Here is a 23,246-nt window from a genome sequence, read left to right on the forward strand (position 1 = left end):
GGCGGCCACCTCCGTCATATGCCTGTTTGTGAGAAAGGTTCGTCAGGTCATTTTCGCATGGACAGGTGTCGTTCCCCCAATCAGCGGGTGTGAGCTGAGACAGGTTCTGCCCCGGCATGGCACCGATCACGTGCGCAGCTGTCGGCTGGTCACGAGGAAGCCGTTCTCGTCGAGTCCGATGCCTGCGGAGCCGACGAGCAGCTCGGCTCCGATCGCATCGGTCAGCTGAGCCACCTGGCCTCGCATCCGCCGGAATCGGCGTCCCTGATTCGGCTGATAGCGCTTCGACTCGGTGTCCATCCAGTGCACGTGGTATTCGATCTGCGGGGCATCGGTGTGGGCGGCGATGATCGGCGGCACCCACTCGGCCTCCATCACACGGATCTCGAGGCTGCCGGCGGATTCATCGATCTCACCGAGCGGGACGAGCAGGGCATAGCCGTCGAGGACGACCGGGGCGGAGGGGTCGAAGAGGGGATCGTCGATGCTCGCCTGGGCCAGCACATCCTCGTCGGGGGTGGGCAGGGCCTGCTGGAAGGCGTGCGGGGCGTGGCGGTGCACGAAGTCGAGAGCCACCGGCGGTTCCATCCAGTACGAGGAGTAGATGTAGAGGTCGACCTTCGCCTCGGGGTCGGGGATGATCACTCGCGTCGGCAGTCCGGGCTCGTCGGCCAGGCGCACGCCCGTGTGGAGGCGGGAGGCGATGGAGAGCACGAGGCTGAGCATCCGCTCCTCCTCCCGGTCCGGCATTCCGTCGGGAAAGGCCTCGTGGAGTCCGTCGGCATCGGCGAACCAGTCCGGCGGCGGGGTCGGCTGCCGGTCGCGGGGGCAGTCGATGACGATCGCATGCCGAGCCCAGTCGGGGACTTCGAGCGCGGCGGCGTCGGCGGGGTCGAGGGCGGCCCCCGAGCTCAGCCGGGAGTGCCGGCTCAGTCGCATCTGTCCGTGCTCGTCGAGCACCGGGTGGAGATCGGGCAGTTTGTTGTGGATGAGCGCGAGGACGTCGGAGACCTCGACGGCGTCATCGAGCAGGATGAGATGGAAACCGCGCAGATCCGCCGAGGTGGCCGTGTCCTCGGGCGCGGAGGCGTCACCGCCGTAGCCGGGCCGTCCCGTCGACGGCATCCCGCTCCGCCGCCGACTCGCCGCGGAAGCTTCGGGAGCACGGGCAGGGGCGCTCGCGCCGGGGGCGCCGACCTCCGGCGATACGGAAGTGTCGGCGGTGTTGGCGACCGGGTCTCCGGCCGCATTCGGCACGCCCGGAGCCTGAGCGCCTGGAGCCCGGTCGTCCGGAGCCTCGTCGTCCGGCACCTGGTCATCCGGGACCTGATAGCGCGCGGCGTCGGCCTGTTGACGGGCGGCGCGTTCGGCGGCTTCGCGTTGCAGCCGCAGTTCGCGGCGGGTGATCACATGCCCCTCCGGTAGAAGTTGAGATGCGAACGGGACGCGGTCGGACCGCGTTGACCCTGGTAGCGGTTGCCCGTGGCCTGGGAACCGTAGGGGTTCTCTGCCGCGGAGCTGAGTCGGAAGAAGCAGAGCTGACCGATCTTCATTCCCGGCCACAGCGTGATCGGCAGGGTGGCGACGTTCGACAGCTCCAGGGTGACGTGGCCGCTGAAGCCGGGGTCGATGAATCCGGCCGTCGAGTGGGTGAGAAGGCCGAGACGCCCGAGCGAGGACTTGCCCTCGAGGCGAGCGGCGACATCGACGGGCAGAGTCACGAGCTCATGGGTGGAGGCGAGGACGAATTCGCCCGGGTGGAGGACGAAGGGCTCCCCCGGAGCGGCTTCGACGAAGCGGGTGAGCTCGGGCTGTTCGAGACTCGGATCGATGACCGCGTATTTGTGGTTGTCGAAGAGCCGGAAATAGCGGTCGAGACACACGTCGACACTGGCCGGCTGGATCAGCGACGGGTCGTAGGGGTCGAGGGCGATGCGCCCGGAGTCGAGCTCGGCGCGGATGTCGCGGTCGGAAAGGAGAGTCACGCTTCCGATGGTAGTCGTTCCGGGCCTCACACGCTCGAGATCTCATGTCCCACACGCCCGAGACCTCATGGGCCGCACGGGGAGAATCAGCGAACGACTTCCACCGACACGCCGAAACTATGTCACAAACCGATAACGATTTTCCCGAATTCTCCTGGTTTTTACCCGTGTGTCTCCCCATAGCGGTGGGTGAATGCTTTAGGGTAATGAGCTGTACGGACCCGCGCACGATGGTGCCTTCCCCTTCTTAAGCCAAGGAATGCCGGGAGTCCATCGTCTTTCGTGGGTAGACAACAATCGAAAGGCATTACTGTGAAGACCTCGCGTCTTGTGCTTGCCCCCGCAGTAGCCGTTGCATTGACAGGTCTTGCTGGCGCCCCGGCGTTCGCAGCGACAGAGTCCACCGCTTCGGTCCCTCAGCAACCGCTGTGCGCCCAGGGTGATCAGCAGTCATCGAGCAGCTCCGAATCGGATTCCTCGGTTCCCGACGAGTCGGACCCGCAGGCGACCCTTGCGCAGGCGCAGGTGACCCGCGCCGACATCGCGAACGACAAGAAGGGAATCGGCTTCTCCGGCACCGGATTCACCGAGGACGAGAAAGCCACGGTGACCGTCGTCGGCACCGATGGCACCGAATACTCGCCGGATAAGAAGCTCACTGTCGACGAGGACGGAAAGGTCTCCGGCACCTACTTCTTCACCGTCACCGACGGCGCTCAGGTGCCTGTCGGTGAATACTCCCTCTACCTCACCGATCTCAAGTCCGAGAAGAAGTCCTCCAAGGTCTCCTTCGAAGTCGTCTCCAAGGCCTCCGACGTCGACGACTCCGGCAACGGAGGCGACGACTGCGACTCGGCCACCGGTCCGATCAAGACCCCGGATGAGACTCCTGACGAGTCGGAGAGCCCGAAGCCTTCGGAGACGAAGACCGAGGATCCCACCACCAAGGCCCCCGAGCCTTCGGAGACGAAGACTGAAGATCCGACCACCAAGGCCCCGGAGCCGACCGAGACGAAGACCGAGGAGCCGACCACCAAGGCTCCGAAGCCGAGCCCGTCGGAGACCGATGAGGCTCCTGCCGACGATGTGAAGCCGGGACCGGCCAAGGCCCCGGATGAGGCTCCCACCACCGAAGCTCCCAAGCCCACGGAGACCGAAAGCGAAGCTCCGAAGGACGAAGAGCCGAAGGTCGACGAGACCGAAGGTGCAGACGACGCCAACGACTCCGACGACGCTGATCAGGCGGGCAAGAGCCAGCCTGCAGAAGACGGCGACGAAGGCGACGAGAAGGCCGCGGACGACGCAGCTGAGTCCACCGGTTCGGCCAGCCCCGGCACCGAGGACAAGAAACCTGCCGCTGAAGCACAGGCCTCCATGTTCATCGACCCGACCGAGGTCAGCTCCGAGGACTTCCTGAACGACGGCATCAAGATCGGCGTCAGTGGGGCCCAGCCCGGCGAGAAGGTCTCCATCACGGTCGAGCATGCCCAGGGCAAGGTCGATCGCTACACAATGACCAAGGAAGCCGATTCCGACGGCAAGGTCACGTTCGGTGTCCAGGCGAAGGTCAAGGCCGTGCTCGGCACGTACAACGTGCGTGCCCAGGCCGAGAGCTTCGATGAGCCCCAGGGCGGAAGCTTCACCGTGCTGACCAACGGCACCGCCGTCGACGAAGGCGGAAACGGAAACGGCAGCGGCCAGGGCGAATCGGGCAGCGATCTGCCGCGCACCGGTGCCGAGATGACCGGACTGGCACTCGGTGTCGGGCTGCTCGCAGTCGGTGCAGCCGCCGTCATCATCACCCGTCGCCGGATGAACGCCTCCGACGATCCCGCGGAGTTCTAAACTCACGGTGAACGATGAATTGTCCCTCGCGGGGCTGCAGCTCGACGGACGCGAGATCGACCTAGGACGTCTGCGAGCAGGGACAATGCTCGGACTCATGGGCAGCCCGGACAGCACCACTTCGGTGGTGCTGTCCGCGGCGGCCCTGCCTCACGTCGCACCACCACCACGCTTCCCGACCGGACGCCGGTCGGGTCGTTCGCGTGTGCGCAGCTGGATGAAGAGCTATCTTCGCGAAGCCGATGCCGGATCTGGGGAGGCGGCATCGGCAGCGGATCCACCAGCTGCACTGACAATGTTCGGGCTGCGGCCCGAACTCCTGCGCCGCCGCCTCGAGGACCTCGATGCGACCGATCGTGCCCGCCTCGCCCTGGCCGCGGCTTGGGCGAGCGGCGCGAAGTGGCTGACCCTCATCGACCCCTTCGGTTCGGTCCCCGGCCATCTGCGCACCGGGCTGCGCAGCCGCTTCGCCGAACTCGTCGCCCACGAAGACCGCGGAGTCGTGTTCAGCTCGAATTCGCTGACCGACCACACCATCGCCGAGGCGGGGGTGGCCGATATCGAAAAGGACCAGCTCGTCGCCCTCGGCTCGCTGGAGCAGATCGTCACCGAACCGCGCGGTTCGCTGCCGGCCGAGCTCAGCGGGGTCAACGTCTACTCCGGGTTGGCGCGGAAGGGATGGCTGTCCATCGGTCATTCGGCCGTACGCGCCCGCACCGAACTCGACGGGAAGGTGTTCGTGACTCTCGGGTGGCGTGCCGCCCTCCTGTCACTGGACGAACACGACCCGGCGTTCACCTCGGCGACGGTGTTCGAAGCCATCGTCACCGGACTGCGCGATCGCGGTTCCTGCCTGCAGGCGAAGCTCTCACCGGTCGACACGGAGATGGGCCTCGCCCTCGACGTCGACCTCGCCGATCTCGCCGGAGTGCCGAACAGGAAGACGGCCCCGGAGGTCTCGACGAAATCGGAGGCAGCGGCCGAAACAGCTGAGGATGCAGCGACAGTCGCCGAATCCGACGCGGGCGCGAAGCCGACCATCGGCTTCGGTGTCCTGCACCCGGGACTCGGCGCGACGATCACCGAACTGCGTGCCAACGTCAAGGTGGGCACTCATGTCTTCGTCGAGGTCGACACCTCTGCCCTGCACGCCTACCCGGCTGAGTGACGCGCGGCAGATAGACTGAGAACTGCCCAGTCCCCTCAGTCCCCAACCGAATCAGGAGCGCCATGCGAACGTCGCGCAGACTTCTGATCTCAGCGCTGACGGTCATCGTCCTCACGGTTGCAGCGGTCCCCCTCCTCAACCTCACCGTCTACACTCCCGCCCGAGCCGCCGAGGCCTATATCTCGGCGATCGGAGACGGCGATGCGCATCGAGCCTTCTCCTACCTGTCCACGCCGACTCCGACGTCGACCTTGGCGCTCAGCGACGAGGTGCTCTCGGCGGCACCCGATCTGCCGCGCGAACCCGAGGCCGAGACCGTCTCCGTCGACGGCGACCATGCGAAGGTCCGCCTCAGCTTCAACCTCTCCTCACAGGAGCAGACCGTCGATCTCGACATGGTCCGGCTGCCTGCCAGCGCGGGTCTCTTCAACCGGTGGGCCATCGAACAGCAGGAGTGGCCGACCCTCACCCTGGACGTCTCCGGTTCGTCGACGGCGACGGTCAACGGCTACGGGGTCAGCACGGGAAGTGTGCCCGTGCTGTTTCCAGCAAGCTACCTCGTCGGGTTCGATGCGACGTACCTGAAGTCCAAATCCCAACGCGCCGAGGTGGCCGCCCCCGGCGATTCCCCGACCGTGAAGCTCTCGCCCGAGCCCACGCCTAAGCTCGAGCAGACTGTGGAGGAGCAGGTCACCGACCACCTGCAGGACTGTATGAAGTCGAAGACGCTCATGCCTGCCGGCTGTGTCTTCGGCTACGACACGGACAACGAGATCATCGGCGACGTCTCCTGGTCACTCGAGCGCAGCCCGCAGATCGGGCTGACCTCGTCCGGCAACGATCTCGAGCTCACTCCGTCGACGGTCGAGGTGCGGGTCAAGGGACGCTACAGGGACATCGTCACCGCCGCCGAACACGACTTCGACGAGAAGCTCTCGTTCGTCCTGGGTGGATCGGTGGTCGTCAAGTCCTCGCAGGTGAGCTTCGAACCGCGCCGCCTCGGCGACGTCACCATCGTCTGAGGGGGCGCGGGCACACTGGTCAGCCTGGACCCAGACCACGCGGAGGTGCCGCAGCCGCCCGCGCTCTGGCGGCCGAGGGCTCAGGCGCCGCGGAGGTCGAGGGTGAGGTCGTTCGGCGCCGAGTCCACGAGTTCGACGGGGATTCCCCAGTCCTGCTGGTAGAGGTGGCAGGCGGCGTGCAGGGGGATCTCTCCCCCGGGCTCACCGTCGCAGGCTGCGGCCCGCGCGGTGACGTGCAGCACTCCCTCGGCGAACTCGGGGTTGATGACGATATCGCGGCTGAGTCCCTCGGCTCCGCCCTCTCCGGAGACGATGAGTTCCGGCGGGGTCGCGGACACCTGCAGGAACGTCGGGTCGCCCCACCGGTCGTCGAGCTTCTGACCAGCCGGAACAGTGAAGCTCACGGTCAGCGACACCGGACCGGAGGCGATCTCGGTCGACGGGCGCTTCGTCGTCAGCGCGCCTTCGTCGACCTTCTGGGCATCCTTGGGCAGCTTCACCCTGGTGAGCGCATGCGCCGCGGACTCGACGACGAGGAGTTCGGCCTCGCCCGAGGAGTCCCCGTTTTCCGCACCGACGTCACCGGGACCGCTGCCGCTGTCGACGACGAGGATGTCCGAGGGTTCGCGCAGACCGCGTGCCAGGGTCGTGACTTCCTCGGTCCTCGGGTCGAAACGGCGGATCGCACCGTTGTAGGTGTCGGCGATCGCGATCGATCCGTCGGGCAGGCTGCGCACACCCAGCGGGTGCTGCAGGCGCGCCTCGGCGGCCGGTCCATCACGGAAGCCGAAATCGAAGAGTCCGACGCCCACCAGCGAGGAGACCTCACCGGTGGCGGGGTCGAGGCGGCGGATCGCCGAAGTCTCGGAATCGGCGACGAACACCTCACCCTCGGAGCCGAGGTCGAGGCCCGAGGACTGAGCGAACCACGCAGACTCCCCGTCGCCGTCAACCAGTCCTTCATTCATCGTGCCAGACAGAATGCGGATCGTGCCGTCCCTCGGATCGAATGACCAGATGGTGTGGTTGCCTGCCATCGCCACGACCACCTCGGCGGTGGAGGGGACGAAGAGGACATCCCACGGCGAGGACAGCTTCACACCACGCGCGGGTCCGTCGTATCGTCCCAGCTCACCGGGCTTGCCGCGGACATTGTCAATGGCGCCGACCATGTGCTGCTCCCCGGTGCCGGCGATCGTCGTGACCGTCTCGTTCACGAGGTCGATCCCGCGCAGGGTGTGGTTGACGGTGTCGGCGACGATGAGCTGGTAGCCGACTTCGGCGGCCAGGTCGGCGGGCAGCACGGTGATGCCGCCGGGTTCGCTGAAGCTCGCCGAGGCGAAATCCCCGTCGTGGGATCCGCGAACGCCTGTGCCGATGCGGCGGATGATCGTGGCCGAATCGTCGTCGTATTCGACGAGGCTGTGGTGTCCGGAATCGGCGACGATGAGATGTCCCGAGGGCAGGCGCGTGGCCTTTCCGGGATAGAAGAGGTCCGTCTCCGGGGCCGGTGGCGGGACGTAGGGCCCGTCGCCGGAGTGGAGGGTGCCCTTGGCCGAGTGCTCTTCGATGAGGCCCTCGATGATCTCGGTGAGTCCGGCCGCGTGGCCCTCACCGGACATGGTCGCCACGAGGTAGCCCTCGGGGTCGATGACGGCCAGCGTCGGCCAGGCGCGGGCAGTGTAGGCCTGCCAGGTGACGAGGTCGGGATCGTCGAGGACGAGGTGCTCGACCTGGTAGCGCTCCACGGCCTGATCGACGGCTTCGACGGTGCGTTCGAACTCGAACTTCGGCGAGTGGACCCCGATGATGACGAGTTCCTTGGAGTACTTCTCCTCCAGCGGGCGCAGCTCGTCGAGGACGTGGAGGCAGTTGATGCAGCAGAATGTCCAGAAGTCGAGGAGGACGACCTTTCCGCGCAGGTCGGCCAGTGTGAGATCCTTGCCGCCGGAGTTCATCCACCGGCGACCGACGAGTTCGGGCGCACGGACCTTGACGTCCCGTGCCGAGGAGGTGGCTGACGCGGAGAATTCTGGACTGCTGTTCATGGTTCTATGATCGCAGATCCCCCACCGAGGCGGCCTCCCCGGTGTCATCAAGCGTCAGTTCTCTTCGCGTCCGACACCAGGTAAGACGACCGGTCAGGAGTAGTCGCGGGCACCGAAGACGCTCGAGCCGACCCGGACCATCGTCGCCCCTTCGGCGATCGCGAGTTCGAAATCGTTGCTCATGCCCATCGACAGCTCGACCGCCTCGGCGGGCATGACCCCGGAATCCCGCAGCTTCTCGCTGAGTTCGCGCAGCTCGGCATAGCTGGGCCGGATCTCTTCGGGGCTGCTGCCGGGCAGGCCGATGGTCATGAGCCCGCGCAGGCGCATCCTGCCGAGTTCCCGTGTCGCGGTGATGAGCTCCTCGGCGTCTTCGGGGGCGACACCGAACTTCGAGTCCTCGCGGGAGGTGTTGACCTGGATGAAGTAGTCGACGGTCTCGTCGACGACGTCGAGGCGGTTGTTGATCTTCTCGGCCAGCGTGAGGGTGTCCACGGACTGGATGCAGTGCGCATGACGCAGTGTGTGGTTGACCTTGTTGCGCTGCAGGGGTCCGATGAGATGCGTCTCGGGGTTGAGGTCGGCGAGCGCCTCGGCCTTGCCGACGATCTCCTGCACCTTGTTCTCGCCGATGAGGGTGAACCCGTGCTCCAGGGCGACGCGGATCTTCTCTGCCGGCTGCGTCTTCGTCGCCAGCAGCACCCTCACATCGTCACCGTGGCGACCGCTCGACTCGGCGGCGGCACGGGAACGGTCGGCCACCTCGTCGAGGTTGCCGGTGATGGCTGCGTTCTCAGCGGGACTGATTGAGTGTGCGGCAGGGTCTGTGGTGCTCATGGCTCCAGTCTTCCACGTCCCCGCGGAAGTTTCAGGTCCCTGCCGCAGCCCCGCGAGCTACTCGGGCAGGCCGGCGGCCTTCGGGTCGATGTTCTTGATCAGCGCGGAGGTGTCAAGCCCTTCGAGGCCGGCATCGACGAGCTTCTGCAGCTGCTCGTGAACGAGCTTCGCGGCCGGCAGGTCAAGCCCTGCCGTTTCGGCGCCGGCGAGGGCAAGTCCGACATCCTTGTGCATGAGCGCGGTGGCGAATCCGGGCTTGAACGCATTGTTCGAGGCCGAGGTCTCGGTCACACCGGGCACCGGATACCAGGTGCGCAGCGGCCAGGAGTCACCGGAAGAGACCTTCGCAATGTCATAGATGGTCTTCGCCTCGAGGCCAAGCCGTTCAGCGAGGACCGCGCCCTCGACGACACCCTGAAGGCTGATCGAAAGCATCATGTTGTTGACGATCTTGGCTGCCTGACCTGCAGCTTCACCGCCGGCATGGAAGATGTTGCCGGCCATCGGCTCAATGAATGTCTTCGCCTCGGCGACGTCGGCATCGCTGCCGCCGAGCATAAAGGTCAGCGTGCCGGCTTCGGCGCCGCTGATGCCACCGGACACCGGACCGTCGACGAAGCGGAACCCGGCCTTTGCCGCCTCGGCGTGCAGCACACGAGCGGAATCGAAGTCGATCGTCGACGAATCGACGAGAAGGGTCGTCTTATCCGCGTGAGCCAGCACGCCATCGGCTTCGAGATAGACCGCGCGCGCATGCTCACCTTTGGGCAGCATCGTAAAGACGATATCCGCACCGGCAACCGCCTCGGCGATGGACGACACAGGATTGACACCGTGTTCGGCCGCTTCCTTGACCGCGATCTCCACAAGATCGAATCCGTTGACGGTGTGACCGGCCTTGACCAGGTTCGCAGTCATCGGGCGGCCCATATTCCCCAGGCCAACCCATCCAATCGTCGACATAATATGCCTCCTCGCATCATGCTCAGCTTCTCTGCAGTGTTCCCTCTCACAGTACGCCAGTCGGCGTGTGGAAGTCCGGCGGGACGCCTCACCTATTCCGCACCGGTTATGTGCGCGCACGCAGATAGAATGGGAACACTATGGCCTCTTATGCACCCGGCAGCTCCGGTCCGCAGATTGCCCCCGAGGATCTGCTGACTCTGCTCGCCGTCGCCCGCCTGGGGAAGTTCACGGCCGCGGCGCACAGCCTCGGCCTCAACCATACGACCGTGTCACGGCGCATCGCCGCTCTCGAGAAGGCGTACGGCGACCGGGTGCTCGTGGCCTCCCCCGACGGGTGGGAGCTCAGCGCCGCCGGACGTCAGCTGCTGCCGATCGCCGAGGACATCGAAGCCGCGCTGGGCCGCATCGATGCGCATTCGAACTCGGCCTTGTCCGGGACGATCCGACTGGCGTGCCCGCAGGCCTTCGCCCTCGAATTCGCCGTTCCGGCGCTCACCGAATTGCAGGCGCAGCATCCGGGCCTGCAGGTCGAGCTGATCACCGCCACTCAGCGGGCCCGGCAGTACCGGTCGGGTGTCGATATCGAGATCGTCGTCGGGCGTCCCGATGCCCCGCGCTCGATCGCCAAGCACATCCGCGACTATCGGCTGCAGCTCTATGCTTCGCAGGACTACATCACCTCGCACCCGATGCCGCAGACGCTGGATGATCTGGCCGACCACCGGATGGTCTACTACATCGAAAATTCGCTGCGGGTCGATGACCTCGACGAGGCGGCCGATGCCCTTCCGCGCGGGACGGGGTTCTTCAGGTCCACCTCGGTGCACGCGCATGTGCTCGCGACCTCGCACGGAGCCGGGATCGGGATCCTGCCGGACTTCCTGGCCCACGGCAATTCCCGTCTGGTGCAGGTGCTGCCGGAGCAGTTCTCCAAGCGGGTGTCCTATTGGGCCTCGGTCCGTCATGAGTCCCTGCGCAACGCCGGAGTCCGCAAAGTCCTGGAATCCCTCTGATTGCTACCCGACGGCGGCCCAGCAACCTGGCGCAAGGTTGCTGGGCCGCCGTCGGGTAGTTCTGGGAGGGCTAAGTGCGCCGGGGCGGGTCAGGCGGCGACCCAGCCGCCGTCGATGCTGTGGGCGCTGCCGTTGATGACTGCGGCATGCTTCCCGGCGAGGAAGAGCGCGATTGCCGCGACGTCCTCGGGTTCGGCAAGCTTGGGCACCGCGGAATGACCGAGGAAGACCTGTTCGAGCACCTCGTCCTCGCTGATGCCGTGGGTCTTCGCTTGGTCGGCGATCTGCCCCTTGACCAGGGGCGTGAGCACATAGCCGGGGTTGATCGCATTGCACGTCACTCCGCGCGGGCCGGCCTCGAGCGCGGTCGTCTTCGTCAGTCCCATGAGACCGTGCTTGGCCGCGACGTATGCGGACTTGTTCGTCGAGGCGCGCAGACCGTGGACGGAAGATAGGTTGATGATGCGTCCCCAGCCGCGTTCGTACATCTTCGGCAGCACCGCCTTCGTGAGCACGAACGGTGCCTCGAGCATGAGCGTGTTGATCAGCCGCCAGTCCTCGAGCGGGAATTCCGTGATCGGGTGGATGCGCTGGATGCCGGCGTTGTTGACGAGGATGTCGACGTCGAGGCGGGTGTTGTCCAGCGCCGAGGTGTCCGCTAAGTTGACCGCCCACGCTTCGCCGCCGATTTCGTCGGCAACGGCCTGTGCTGAGTCAGCGTCGACGTCGGCGACGACGACGGAGGCACCGGCCTGAGCGAAGGACTGAGCGATCGCCTTGCCGAGACCGGATGCTCCGCCGGTGACGAGGGCGCGTTTGCTGGTGAGATCTCCCATGAGATGCCCCTTTCGTGGTTCGGGTCTGTGGTGCGTATCCATCTTCCACCTTGCAGGTGCCGAGCGTGGCGCCGAGGTGGGCGTCGACCGTGCGCCGAGGTGGACGTCGAGCGTGCGCCGCAGCCCGACGGACGCGCTCGGTGCCAGGCGATGCGGGCGCTCGGTGCCAAGCGATGGGGGCGATGCCGGTCCTCACCGACACCGCCCCCAACAGACATTGACCGGCTGACTTCAGCTGGCCGTGGCGACTCCGCGGCGCACCTTGTCTGCATGATCGAGCGAGCGCAGATCGATGCCCTTGGTCTCACGAGTGAACATGAGAGCGATGAACGAGATGATCGCTGCGGCCAGGAGATAGAGCGCAATGGGAATCGAGGATCCGAATGCGTCGAGCAGCGCGGTGGCGATGATCGGCGCGAACGACCCAGCAACGATGGCCGTGACCTGGTAACCGGTCGAGACACCGGAGTTGCGCATGCGTGTCGGGAACATCTCGGACATGATCGCCGGCTGGCCCGCGTACATGAGTGCGTGGAAGACCAGACCGATGAGGAGGGCCAGGAAGATCATGACCGCATTGCCGGTGTCATACATCGGGAAGGCGAAGAAGCCCCAAGATGCGGTGAGTACGATACCCACAGCGTAGGGCATCTTGCGTCCGATGCGGTCGGTCGCGGCACCGACGATCGGAACGAGGACCGCGTGGATCGCATGCGCACCGAGGAGGAGGCCGAGGATCTCGGACGCTTCGATCTTCACCTGCGTGGCGAGGTAGGTGATCGAGAACGTGACCACCAGGTAGTAGTGGATGTTCTCGACGAAGCGCAGACCCATCGCGGCGAAGACCTCACGCGGGTAGCGCTTGAACACAGCCTTGACGCCGTAATCGACGCCCTCTTCGATCTCTTCGGCCTGCACCTCGTCGAAGATCGGTGCGTCAGACACGCGGGTGCGGATGTAGTAGCCGATGAGAACGATGACGGCCGAGAGCCAGAACGACACACGCCAGCCCCACGACAGGAAGTGCTCTTCGGTCAGCGTCGCGGTGAGGATGAACAGAACCGCGGTGGCGAGCAGGTTGCCCAGGGGGACGCCGGACTGTGGGAACGACGCCCAGAAACCACGTTCCTTGTTCGGAGCATGTTCGGCGACGAGGAGGACAGCTCCGCCCCATTCGCCGCCGACGGCGAAGCCCTGGACGACGCGCAGCAGGACGAGGAGGATCGGAGCGAGGTAGCCGATCTGGTCGAATGTCGGCAGGCAGCCCATGAGGAACGTGGCGACGCCGACGAGGATGATCGAGAGCTGCAGCAGCTTCTTGCGTCCGTATTTGTCACCGAAGTGACCGAAGACGATACCGCCGACGGGACGGGCGATGAAGCCGACCGCGTAGGTGGCGAATCCGGCCAGGATCGGTGTCAGCGGATTGTCGGAAGGCGGGAACAGAATGTGGTTGAACACCAGGGTGGCGGCCGAACCGTAGAGGAAGAACTCGTACCATTCGACGACCGTTCCGGCCATCGAGGCAGCGACGACCTTGCGCAGCTGAGCGCGGATCGACTTCCTCTCAGCATCGTTCTGAGAACTCATGGGGCTCCTTCGTTTCCACAATTCGCGTCGCCGTTGAATGCGCGAATCGACTTGCACTGGCGCCGACCGGCTGACGGCTCGGAGAACGCGGGCCGCATCGATGCGGCTGGCGAACACCTGCCTCAGCGCAGCATTTCGGGCGCTCGGATATTTCTCATCCAAGCATCAGTGTGCGCCACGTTACGGAGTTTTTGGTAGCGACCTGGCCATAATCCGAGAATTTCCGGTGCACATTCGTGCACAGCCGATGTGCAACGGTCAGTTGTGACTGCTTTCAGTTCGCAAGCGTCGTTGTGACGCGAGCGGAAATGCGCGACAGCTCATTCCTCGTCTGCGAGGAATGACCCATGCAGTCCGAGTCTCACCGACGGCGCGGAGGAGCCTTCGCGTCGTGTTCGGCCATCGACGCGAGCATCGCGTTGTAGGCGCGCAGCTCGGCGTCGTCGGTGCGGTCCTCGCTGCGGTCGATGCGTTTGGCTTCCCGGTCCGAGGACTTCGCCCACTGCACGCAGACCATGATGGCGATGAACAGGGTCGGGAATTCGCCGATGCCCCACGCGATGGCACCGCCGAGCTGCTGGTCTTCGATCGCCGTGTAGCCCCACCCGGCGCCGATGTTGCCGAACCAGTCACCGGCGATCAGGACGTTCGAGCTCATGATCGAGATGCCGAAGAACGCATGGAAGGCCATCGTCACCAGCAGCATCACGAGCCGCATCGGGAAGACGGGGCGCTTGACCCCCGGGTCGATGCCGATGAGGGCCTGGGCGAACAGGTACCCTGCGCCGAGGAAGTGCGCGATCATCAGTTCGTGCCCGAGATGCGTATCGAGCGCGTAGAACATGATTCCCGAGTAGTAGAAGACCACCAGCGAGCCCGCGAAGTTCACGCTCGCCACGATCGGGTGCGCGAAGAAGCGCAGATACGGCGTGTGGACGAGCCAGAGGACCCATTCGCGCAGGCCGGCAGACCCGTCCCGGCGGGCCTTCGTTCCGCGCATGAGCATGGTGATCGGTGCGCCGAGCACCAGCGGCAGGGGCACGACCATGACCAGAAGCATGTGCTCGATCATGTGCGCGGAGAACTGCACCTCACCGTAGACGCGGGGGCCGCCCGAGGTGACGTAGACGAGGAATACCATGCCCACCAGCCAGCTGATGAGGCGCAGCACCGGCCATCTGTCGCCTCGGCGGCGGAGGTTGACGAACGCCACGACGTAGGCGATCGAGGTGCCCACCGCGATCGCGATCCACAGCGGATCGATCGACCATTCGCTGAAGTAACGGTCCAGGTTCGGCTTCGGCGGCAGCGGGTCGCCGGTGAGGATCTCAGCCGGCGTGGGATCGCCCACAGGCTCCTGCGGCACCGGCGGCTGCGACCGGGCCAAGGCCACGGCCATCCCCATCGTCACCCCGAAGAGGATGAATTCGACGGTGATGAGACGCCAGAACTCAACCGTCGCCGAGGCGGCTGTGCCCAATCGCGAAATGACGAACTGACGGTGCCAGAAACCGATAAGCCCGAGCAGGACCGTCGCGAACGCCTTCGCGAGGATGACCTCCCCGTAGGGCGTCATGAGGTCATCGAAGCCCTGCACGCGCAGGAGCGCATTGACGATTCCGGAGAAGACGATGAGCCCGAAGGAGATGAGTGCGATCGTCGAATAGCGTTCGATGATCGGTTTGAGGTTCTTCGAGGCGGCCAGGCGTGTGCCCAGCAGGGCGACGGCGAAGAGTCCACCGAGCCAGAGGACCGCTCCGAGGATGTGCAGACCGAGGCTGTTGACGGCCTGGGTGTGCCCGGAGGCATCGGCGGAGTGACCCATCGAGGCCAATGGGAAGATCACGGCGACGCTGAGCACTCCGGCGGCGGCGATGCCCACGTGGGAGCGGGTGCCGAAGCACAGGGTCGAGGCGACGGCGATGAGGACGACGATGAGCACCCACAGCTGTCCGTAGGCGATCTGAGTGACGAACACTCCGAGCTGGTTCGAGAAGTCGAGGTAAGCCTGGGCGCCGACCGTATCGATGAAGGAGAAGACGAGCACGGCGACCGCAGACAGCGTCCACACCACCGAGGAGTATTCGGCGATCTGGACGGACCTCGTCCACAGCGGGTCGAGCTGAACGTCCTCATCCGTCTTCTTGTGTCGGCGAGAGCGACCACCGGCGGTGCGCGGGAGGATGAGGACGGCGAACATGAGGGCGCCGACGGTCAGCGACATCGCAATGTTGAAGACGAACTTCGCGGCAGGCAGACCGAATCGGACGACGGAGCCGGGGTCGTTGAGCAGAGTGGGGTTGGCTGCTCCGGTGAAGAAGAGTGCGGCCAATCCGACGATCAGCCCGAGGAAGACGACGATGGGGACAGTGGCACGTTGGACGAACCGTGTGATCGGTTCGAAACCTGAAGAATTCACTGCGCGCGGACCGCCCCTTCTGACATGACCCAAGGATATCGTTCGGCGACGGCACACTGCCAGCCGGCAGGTCCCTTCGTGGCCGAGATCTCGGGGAGCCGCCTCGGCGAGGGTGGGTGATGTCGTCCGGGACGATGATTCCACCTGTTCGAAGACGTTCTGGGACAGCAAATGGCCCGGATCAGTCGATCCGGGCCATTCGACGCTGCTGCGTAGATCAGTTCGGGCTGCCAGCGGCACCCTTCAGCTTCGAACCAGCGGACAGCTTCACGGAGTAGCCGGCCTTGATCTGGATCTCTTCACCGGTCTGCGGGTTGCGACCCTTGCGAGCGGCACGCTCGGTGCGCTCAACGGAGAGCCAGCCGGGGATGGTGAGCTTTTCGCCCTTGGCCACGACGTCGGAGAAGACATCGAAGACACCATCGAGCACGTCCGAGACCTGCTTCTGGGTCAGGCCGGACTTCTCGGCAACTTCTGCAACGAGCTCACTGCGGTTCTTAGCCATAAAAGTGTCCTCCTTAGGACAAGTCGGTAGGTCATCGGTCCGTTTTTCCGATGACGAACTTCCTCGAGATTACCAGCTCGACTTGGTAACGCCGGGCAACTCGCCGTTGTGTGCCATTTCGCGGAAACGAACTCGCGAGAGTCCGAACTTCCGGAGGTAGCCGCGCGGACGGCCGTCAACCTGGTCGCGGTTGCGAACGCGAACCGGCGAAGCGTCCCGGGGGAGCTTCTGCAGTGCGAGGCGTGCCTCTTCGCGCTGCTCATCGGTGGAATCAGGGTGGGTCAGCTGACGCTTGAGAGTCGCGCGGCGCTCTGCATAGCGTTCAACGATGACGCGACGCTGCTTGTCTTTTGCGATCTTTGACTTCTTAGCCATGTGCGCTCAGCGCTCCTCTCGGAAATCGACGTGCTTGCGGACTACGGGATCGTACTTCTTCAGCACGATGCGGTCCGGGGTGTTGCGGCGGTTCTTGCGGGTCACGTAGGTGTACCCGGTGCCGGCCGTCGACTTGAGCTTGATGATGGGACGAACATCCTGTGCCTTAGCCATCAGAGCTTCACTCCCTTGGCGATGAGTTCGTTGACCACAGCGTCGATTCCGCGAGCGTCGATGACCTTGATGCCCTTAGCGGACAGGGTCAGCGTGACGCTGCGGCGCAACGACGGAACGTAGTAGCGCTTTTTCTGAATGTTCGGGTTGAAGCGGCGCTTCGTGCGGCGCTTCGAGTGGGACACGTTGTGTCCGAAACCGGGGACTGCCCCGGTTACCTGGCAGGTTGCTGCCATGTCTCTCCTCCAGTTCACAAGTTACCGACTCTCGAAACAAGCTCCTGCGGGATCACACGTGAGTGTTCTCCCCGCTCGCTTGCGCCGATGTCGGAAGACATCAACAAATTTTCTCGACTGTCACCGTGAAAATTGTGTACGCCGAAACAGGTCTGCCCGTTCGGGCGAGATGTCTCACCAGCGCTGAAGCCGTAGCCTGTGAGAGATGGCCGAAGCTGGAGTGCAGCGGTGGGTGAGCACCATGCGTGTCCCAGCAGATCGGTCGGCGACCTGACTGCTACGACACAACAAGAATCAATCTTACTGAGACGGCGGGCCGGAGGGCAAATTCATCCCGGCTTCCGCGGTGGGGTCTTCGTCACTGACATCGGCCGTCTGGTGGGCCCGTTGTCACCCCCATGGACGTTCGGAGGAACTTTCACAGCTGGGGTCAAGGCAACTCGGGGAATTCCGCAGTAGGCTTTCGTCGGCAACGCGTCCTGTCGGCGTTCCTGTTGAACGCCTGCTCGACTCGTGCCAAGGTAAGTAGATGAGTGCCACCACATCTGGCATTCAGGAGGACTGATGAGCGACGTTCCACAGAGGCCGCGCATTCGTCCGGCGACTAGTGACGACTGGCACAAGGGTTCTGGTGAATCCGCTGGTCAGGCCCAGTCGTACGGGAATGAGGCGGACCGTACGTCTGCCGATTTCGACAACTCGACCTATTACGAGTACCTCGAACGGCACACGGGGGAACAGTCGATCTCGAAAGCTCGCAGCGTTAACGTCTTCGCCCCTGCGGGTCACTCACTTTTCGGTGACGCACACTCTGCCGGTTCACATCAGTATGCGGATTCTCAGCAGACTCGGGAATCTGCCGGCGGTGGTGGTGTCGGCGGCGCTGGTGCCGGTGGTTCGGCAGGGAACCGACCGCACACCCCGCCTCCCCCGCAGTTTCCTCCCACCGTTCACAGCGAGTCGTCCTCGGGCAATGGACTGAAGATCGCCGTCGTGATCATCGCCATCATCATGATTCTCGCGCTGGTGGGATTCTTCGGCATCCGATGGCTCGCTCCGTCGTCGGGAACCGTTCCTGTCGATGTCGGGTCCAGTGAGTCGGCGAGTCCGTCGCCCACCCCTTCCGAAGATCTGGTCCAACCGTCGAAGAGCCCGGAACAGCAGCTCGGCGCCTATACGGAGGAAGGCACTAAAACGGCCGCTGACCTCGAGGGACAGTGGGTGAGCCAGGTGAGCGCGAAGAATGTCGGCCTCAAGGCTGACGGCAAGACGTGGTCGGCGCAGGACATTCTCAACGAGTACGAGGCCAATAAGGTCAAGTATCCGGGCGCGATCCTCATCCACAGCGGCGATTGGGCCTCATATAAGGACGACGGCTACTGGGTCACGGTTGTCGACACCGGCTACAGCGATCCGGAACCGGCTCTCGACCAGTGCCGCTCTTGGGGCCTTGACCGCAACCACTGCCTGGCCAAGCGGCTCGTCAAGGACGGCAGCCCCAAGGACAACAGCGCCTATCTCGACGAATAGAACGAACAGTCGGGCCGCCCGCTGAGGACGTGGATCGGCCCGCGAACGAACATTCTGCTTAATGCGTCAGCTGCATTGTCAGCAGGTGATAGCTCAGCGTCTTTCCGTGCCCGTCGAGGTGGCTGACTCCTGTGACTCCGCTGCCCAGCATCCCCTTGAGTTCGAAGCTCATGGCATTGAGCCGCGACAACAGTGAACGACTGACTCGTGAGACCGGCAAGCCGAAATGATTCGCCACTGCCTCCTCGGTGATGGCCCGACTCAGCTCGGAGAATTCGACACCTTCACGGGCGACGACGCCGAGGATGAGCGTGTCCCCCTTATCCCCGGTCCTGACCGTGGCCAGATCGTCAACGGTGACTGCCTGCTCAGACTTCGCGGACATCAGGTACCTCCTCCTGGTCGATCAGTTCGTCGGCATGGATGACCGAAACCTCCGTGAGTGTGCGCGGCAGCGAGCACGATTTGATGCTCAGGCTCTCTCGAACGGACGTCCTTGCGCCTCCCCCTCCGGCCGGCCCGTTGGTGTAGAGCGCTTCGACCTCCGTGCCGATCGCGGAGGCGCGACTGCGACTCTGCGCACCACCTGCCACTCGCAGCCGCACTTCGGGTGGGTCCGCCACATCGCTGAGGCCCCTGAAGCTGGCTCCGGCGCCGATGAACTCGACCGAGAGCTCGGATTCCCTGAATCCGTGAATGCGCTCCAACCGGCGTACGACGATGTCTGCCGCCAGCTGTGCTCGTCCCAAGGCCCGCGGGCCCGCATAGGTGATCTGTCCCTCTGCTTCCCATCCTCCGAGGTAGCCCAGTGTCACTTTGAGGTCGGCAGGAGCGACGGCCCCCTTTCCGCCGCTCACGGCGATCCGATCGGTCCCGACCTCGCGGAGCACTGTTCCAGTGAAATCTGCGACCACGTCGGGGGTGATGTAGGCACCGGGATCGGCCACCTCGTAGAGCAGCTGCTCCGTACAGGTCCCGACGGTGACGGCTCCGCCGGTGCCCGAAAGCTTCCCGATGATGGCGTCGCCGTTGCCGGCGACATCCGCGTAGGGGAAGCCGAGACGGTCCAACCCTGCCACGGGCTTCGTCGTCGGGTCTGCGAAATATCCGCCAGTGACCTGTCCTCCGCATTCGAGGAGGTGACCGATGACAGTGGCCTGACCGATAAGTTCGGTGTCGTCGTCCGGCCAGGAGAAGCTGTGGCTCAGCGCCCCGACATACAGTGAGGGGTCGGCGACCCTGCCGGTGATGACGATGCGTGCACCTTCGTCGAGAGCACGTCTGATTCCGGTCGCGCCGAGGTAAGCGTTGGCAGACACGAGGCGGCCCCTCGCATTGTCGACCGGCAGCGATTCCTCCCAAGTGAGGGGATTCGTCGCATGCACCTGCTCGAGCACATCGTCGCCAGTGACGACTCCCACCGGCATGTCGATGCCCAGGTCATCGAGAACCCCAGCGACGGCACGCCCTGCCGCAATCGGATTGGCTGCTCCACCGTTGGTGATGATGCGAGTTCCATTGGCCGCGCAATGCGGTGCGGTGAGTCGGATCCGCTCGAGCAGGGTCGGATCAAAGCCGACGGAAGGGTCATTCAGCCGAGCTTTCTGAGCGTTCGCGACCGTTCGCTCGCCGAGGAGCTCGAATACGAGGAAGTCAAGATGCCCGAGCTGCGCGAGTTCGAGCGCCGGGTCGAGACGGTCGCCGGCAAACCCGGCCCCCGACCCGATGCGCACCATCCCGGGTTCCGGCGGGTCAGCCTCTCTGGCAGTTGAGCCCAAGTCCTGTGCTTTCACGATACCCACAGTGGAATCACTCCTAGTGCGATGGCGACGATGGTGACGACGATGCTGACCAGCCACAGCCATCCGGTGGCTCGGATGATGTGCTTGCCGATGGGGACTCCGGCCAAGCCGACAAGCAGATAGAAAGAGCCGGTCAATGGGCTGATGGGGAAGCCCAGCGTCTCCTGTCCGATGATCGACGCCTGGCCGAGGACCACCGGGTCGATGCCGTAGGTGCTTCCGACGCTCGCAAGCACGGGCAGCAGCCCGAAGTAGTACGCGTCGGGGCCGAACAGCAGACTCATCGGAACACCGAGAACGGCGACGAGGATCGGCAGCACCGGCATGACGCCAGCGGGGAGAACCGCGGTCGCCGACTTGGCCATCGCCTCGATCATTCCGCTCTCTTCGAGCACTCCCAAGAGCACCCCGGCAGCCAGCAGAGTGCTGGCCATGAGCATGCAGGATTTGGCATTGAGATCGAACTGTTCGGACTGACCGGCCATGCCGCGATGGTTGATCAGCAGAGCGAGGATCGTCGCGACCATAAAAGTCAGTGCGGGTGAGATCACGCCCGTCATCATCGTGGCGAGGGCTGCAAGGAGCACGACGCCGTTGAGGATCAGCGACAGCACCGTCGGACCTGGCTCTTCAGAACCACGCGTGGAGTCTGAATCACCTGCGACGTCGGTTCCGCCGGATGAGGCCGCTCCAGCAGACTGGCCGATCCCGGCCGCGGCTTCCGGCCCCTTCGAAGAACGCTCCGTGCTGGAAGCCTCCGCCGAACGACCGGTTCCTGCGACCGACGTCGCTTCGGCCATAGCTGAGTCGGCAGAGTGATCGACAGGCACCCGATCGAGCCGCTTGGCTTCACGATGGCCGAGGTACCAAGCCACAGCCAGAGCCGCAATGATCCCGGCGATCTGGGCCGGAATGAGAGGAACCCACAAGTCGTTCGCGTCGACCTTGATTGTTGCCGCTGCGCGAGCCGTCGGACCTCCCCAAGGGAGCAGGTTCATGACACCGGCGCCCAACGCCACGCAGGTCGACAGCGTCAACCGGCTCATCCCGAGTCGCTGGTAGAGCGGCAGCATGGCCGGGATCGTGACCAGGAACGTCGTCGCACCTGCCCCGTCGAGGTGAACGACACAGGCCAGGAGGGTGGTCGCAACGGCGACGGTTCGCGGTGAGGAACCGCCGAATCTGATGATCCGGTCGATGATCGGATCGAAGAACTTCGCATTGCGCAGGATTCCGAAGAAGACGATGGCGAAGACGAACATGACGACGACGTCTGCGACTCCGGCGATTCCGGCTGAGACGAATTCGCTGATATCGGACAGCGACTCTCCGGCGATCAGCGCCGCGACGAGTGGCACTCCTGCCAGTGCAACGACCGGAGAGACTTTCTGCGTGAGCAATAACGCCAGAATGACAAGCATGGTGACATAGCCGATAAGTGAAAGCACCTTTGATTCCCTTCTCGATGAACGTATTCATCCTCTCCGAGCATGAGTAGGGGCGTCCAATATCCGTTGTGGCTAGACTCATGATTCATGGTTATCAATCTGTCAATGCATCACTTGCGTGCGATCGAAGCAGTGCAGCGCACGGAGAGCTTCACCCGTGCCGCCGAGGAGATCGAGGTCAGCCAACCGGCCCTCAGCCGTACCGTCGCCGAGGCGGAACGACGCATCGGCACGCCCCTGTTCGAGCGCACCACCCGGAAAGTCGCCGCAACGGTCACCGGCAATGAGGTGGCCCTGTACGCCGCGCACGCAGTTCGATCTTTCGACTCTGTGCTGACGCGGATCTCCGGCTTCGTCACCGGCAGTTCAGGCCAGGTGAGGATCGCCTGCCTGCCGTCCTTGGCGGCGACAGGCCTGCCAGAGGTCGTTCATGCATTTCGACGCGAATTCCCGGAGGTCGAACTCGTCATCCGTGATGCGCCTCAGGATCAGGTCGTGTCGATGGTGGCCGACGGGACGGTTGACATCGGTCTCGTCGCCTCCACAGGTTCCCTCCCTGCCGACCTGGCTGTGAAACCGTTCCTCTCCGATCCCTTTGTCGCAATCGTCCCCCGCGATCATGGATTCGCCGCACGAGCTTCGGTGCGGTGGGAAGATTTCCACGGTGAGGAGTTCGTCGGCTTCAATTCCGTGACGAGCATTGCACCGATGGTGCGGCGAGCTCTGCTGCAGGTCGGAGCAGAGACCAAGGAGGTGCAGACCGCCGACACGATTCCCGCAGTCGGTGGAATGGTCGCAGCAGGTATGGGCATTACCGCAGTGCCGCGGCTGGTCGTCCCGCTGATGAACTTCAACGATCTCGTCAGCGTCCCGATCACGCCCACGATCGAACGCAAACTGGTCCTCACCTATCTTGCCGAGGCTCCGCTTCCGCGCCCAGTCTCCAATTTCAAGCAGCGACTGCTCGCTGCAGCCACCGACTGACGGGCGCAAGGCTCGAGTGCCCCGGCTTCTGCTTGGCCCGCCTGCCAGTCGCTCACGGCCCAGTCTGAGCCGAACAGCCCTGGTTGTGTTGTCGAGTGACTTATCGGACAGGTTGTCTCGTCACCTCCCGGCCAGTGTTCCTGTCCACTCGCCGGGCACAGTTCCTATGCAACTCAGTGCTCCTACACACTCACCGGACAGTGCCCGAGTCATTTCTGCGGTTCGCAGACGGGTGCCAGCGGCGATGACGTGGTCTTGTCTTCTCTGAACTCATCACGTTCTTCGGTGAGCAGTTCAGAACAAGATGTACCTATTCGCCGGATCGCACCGTGGCCGCGACGCCGCTGTGACCGGGCCGGTGTCGAAATGCGGCAGTGTGGCCCCCCCTGCGCCGAACGGATGCGGCTCAAAGGGATTCCAGAGTCCGCGAATGTCTGTGCTGATGCGTGAGATCATTGCCCCA

The 23,246-nt window shown here is 64.4% G+C and carries 21 protein-coding genes; 6 read left to right on the forward strand and 15 right to left on the reverse strand.

What is annotated here, in order from left to right:
* Nucleotides 1-126: 126 nt before the first annotated feature.
* Both FHG09_RS08325 and dcd read right to left on the reverse strand, forming a co-directional pair.
* Nucleotides 127-1,410: a hypothetical protein gene (locus tag FHG09_RS08325; protein ID WP_227492635.1), complete on the reverse strand. Its 1,284-nt coding sequence runs from the start codon at nt 1,408-1,410 to the stop codon at nt 127-129.
* Nucleotides 1,407-1,985, reverse strand: coding sequence for a dCTP deaminase (gene dcd / locus FHG09_RS08330; protein ID WP_152347165.1), 579 nt, complete (start codon nt 1,983-1,985; stop codon nt 1,407-1,409). Before dcd ends, FHG09_RS08325 begins: the two co-directional genes overlap by 4 nt.
* 357 nt (nt 1,986-2,342) lie before the next feature.
* Here dcd and FHG09_RS08335 point away from each other — a divergent pair, with 357 nt between their 5' ends.
* The 3 genes from FHG09_RS08335 (at nt 2,343) to FHG09_RS08345 (ending at nt 6,020) form a co-directional block, all read left to right on the forward strand.
* On the forward strand, nt 2,343-3,830 hold the full coding sequence (locus tag FHG09_RS08335; RefSeq protein ID WP_152347166.1) for an LPXTG cell wall anchor domain-containing protein: 1,488 nt from the start codon (nt 2,343-2,345) through the stop codon (nt 3,828-3,830).
* A gap of 7 nt (nt 3,831-3,837) precedes the next feature.
* Nucleotides 3,838-4,998 (forward strand): ABC transporter, encoded by a 1,161-nt coding sequence (locus FHG09_RS08340; protein WP_152347167.1) that lies wholly within the window; start codon nt 3,838-3,840, stop codon nt 4,996-4,998.
* A gap of 62 nt (nt 4,999-5,060) precedes the next feature.
* Entirely contained in the window at nt 5,061-6,020 is a 960-nt protein-coding gene (locus tag FHG09_RS08345; RefSeq protein WP_152347168.1) for a hypothetical protein, read from the forward strand.
* Nucleotides 6,021-6,100: 80 nt separating this feature from the next.
* Here FHG09_RS08345 and FHG09_RS08350 read toward each other — a convergent pair whose 3' ends face one another.
* The 3 genes from FHG09_RS08350 to mmsB all read right to left on the reverse strand — a co-directional run bounded on the left by FHG09_RS08350 (nt 6,101) and on the right by mmsB (nt 9,928).
* Nucleotides 6,101-8,068, reverse strand: coding sequence for an NHL domain-containing thioredoxin family protein (locus tag FHG09_RS08350; protein ID WP_152347169.1), 1,968 nt, complete (start codon nt 8,066-8,068; stop codon nt 6,101-6,103).
* A gap of 93 nt (nt 8,069-8,161) precedes the next feature.
* A complete protein-coding gene (locus FHG09_RS08355) occupies nt 8,162-8,905 on the reverse strand; it encodes a YggS family pyridoxal phosphate-dependent enzyme (RefSeq protein ID WP_152347170.1) in 744 nt (247 codons plus the stop codon).
* Between the two features lie 57 nt (nt 8,906-8,962).
* Nucleotides 8,963-9,928 (reverse strand): 3-hydroxyisobutyrate dehydrogenase, encoded by a 966-nt coding sequence (gene mmsB / locus FHG09_RS08360; protein WP_413773147.1) that lies wholly within the window; start codon nt 9,926-9,928, stop codon nt 8,963-8,965.
* An 80-nt stretch (nt 9,929-10,008) separates the two neighbouring features.
* Between mmsB and FHG09_RS08365 the strand changes: the two genes are divergently transcribed.
* Nucleotides 10,009-10,884 (forward strand): LysR family transcriptional regulator, encoded by an 876-nt coding sequence (locus FHG09_RS08365; RefSeq protein ID WP_152347172.1) that lies wholly within the window; start codon nt 10,009-10,011, stop codon nt 10,882-10,884.
* 89 nt (nt 10,885-10,973) lie between these two features.
* Here the strand turns inward: FHG09_RS08365 and FHG09_RS08370 are convergent, their stop codons facing one another.
* The 7 genes from FHG09_RS08370 to rpmB all read right to left on the reverse strand — a co-directional run bounded on the left by FHG09_RS08370 (nt 10,974) and on the right by rpmB (nt 17,019).
* Nucleotides 10,974-11,720, reverse strand: coding sequence for a 3-hydroxybutyrate dehydrogenase (locus tag FHG09_RS08370; RefSeq protein ID WP_152347173.1), 747 nt, complete (start codon nt 11,718-11,720; stop codon nt 10,974-10,976).
* A 231-nt stretch (nt 11,721-11,951) separates the two neighbouring features.
* Nucleotides 11,952-13,310 (reverse strand): MFS transporter, encoded by a 1,359-nt coding sequence (locus FHG09_RS08375; RefSeq protein ID WP_152347174.1) that lies wholly within the window; start codon nt 13,308-13,310, stop codon nt 11,952-11,954.
* A 361-nt stretch (nt 13,311-13,671) separates the two neighbouring features.
* Complete coding sequence (locus FHG09_RS08380) at nt 13,672-15,729, reverse strand: cytochrome c oxidase assembly protein (protein ID WP_152347175.1); 2,058 nt, start codon at nt 15,727-15,729, stop codon at nt 13,672-13,674.
* Nucleotides 15,730-15,946: 217 nt separating this feature from the next.
* Nucleotides 15,947-16,234 carry an HU family DNA-binding protein gene (locus FHG09_RS08385; RefSeq protein ID WP_025779153.1) on the reverse strand — a complete coding sequence of 96 codons (288 nt, stop codon included), beginning with the start codon at nt 16,232-16,234 and terminating at the stop codon, nt 15,947-15,949.
* A gap of 69 nt (nt 16,235-16,303) precedes the next feature.
* On the reverse strand, nt 16,304-16,609 hold the full coding sequence (gene rpsN / locus FHG09_RS08390; RefSeq protein WP_025779151.1) for a 30S ribosomal protein S14: 306 nt from the start codon (nt 16,607-16,609) through the stop codon (nt 16,304-16,306).
* Nucleotides 16,610-16,615: 6 nt separating this feature from the next.
* A complete protein-coding gene (gene rpmG, locus FHG09_RS08395) occupies nt 16,616-16,783 on the reverse strand; it encodes a 50S ribosomal protein L33 (protein ID WP_092010042.1) in 168 nt (55 codons plus the stop codon).
* Entirely contained in the window at nt 16,783-17,019 is a 237-nt protein-coding gene (gene rpmB / locus FHG09_RS08400; RefSeq protein ID WP_039211930.1) for a 50S ribosomal protein L28, read from the reverse strand. The genes rpmG and rpmB overlap by 1 nt, the downstream gene beginning before the upstream one ends.
* Before the next feature lie 564 nt (nt 17,020-17,583).
* Between rpmB and FHG09_RS08405 the strand changes: the two genes are divergently transcribed.
* The gene (locus FHG09_RS08405) at nt 17,584-18,549 is read left to right on the forward strand and encodes a protein kinase (RefSeq protein WP_152347176.1); all 966 of its coding nucleotides are present in this window, start codon (nt 17,584-17,586) and stop codon (nt 18,547-18,549) included.
* Nucleotides 18,550-18,607: 58 nt separating this feature from the next.
* Here FHG09_RS08405 and FHG09_RS08410 read toward each other — a convergent pair whose 3' ends face one another.
* From FHG09_RS08410 to FHG09_RS08420, 3 genes are read right to left on the reverse strand one after another with little or no spacing between them, the layout of a single operon-like run.
* The gene (locus tag FHG09_RS08410; protein ID WP_152347177.1) at nt 18,608-18,934 is read right to left on the reverse strand and encodes a hypothetical protein; all 327 of its coding nucleotides are present in this window, start codon (nt 18,932-18,934) and stop codon (nt 18,608-18,610) included.
* Complete coding sequence (locus FHG09_RS08415) at nt 18,918-20,414, reverse strand: acyclic terpene utilization AtuA family protein (protein ID WP_319803252.1); 1,497 nt, start codon at nt 20,412-20,414, stop codon at nt 18,918-18,920. The genes FHG09_RS08410 and FHG09_RS08415 overlap by 17 nt, the downstream gene beginning before the upstream one ends.
* A complete protein-coding gene (locus tag FHG09_RS08420) occupies nt 20,339-21,799 on the reverse strand; it encodes a CitMHS family transporter (RefSeq protein ID WP_152347178.1) in 1,461 nt (486 codons plus the stop codon). The genes FHG09_RS08415 and FHG09_RS08420 overlap by 76 nt, the downstream gene beginning before the upstream one ends.
* 105 nt (nt 21,800-21,904) lie before the next feature.
* On the opposite strand from FHG09_RS08420, the gene FHG09_RS08425 reads away from it, so the two are divergent.
* Nucleotides 21,905-22,783 carry a LysR family transcriptional regulator gene (locus FHG09_RS08425; protein ID WP_193627320.1) on the forward strand — a complete coding sequence of 293 codons (879 nt, stop codon included), beginning with the start codon at nt 21,905-21,907 and terminating at the stop codon, nt 22,781-22,783.
* Nucleotides 22,784-23,246: the final 463 nt, after the last annotated feature.

It is taken from the genome of Brevibacterium sp. CFH 10365, assembly GCF_009299785.1.
Lineage (GTDB): Bacteria > Actinomycetota > Actinomycetes > Actinomycetales > Brevibacteriaceae > Brevibacterium > Brevibacterium limosum.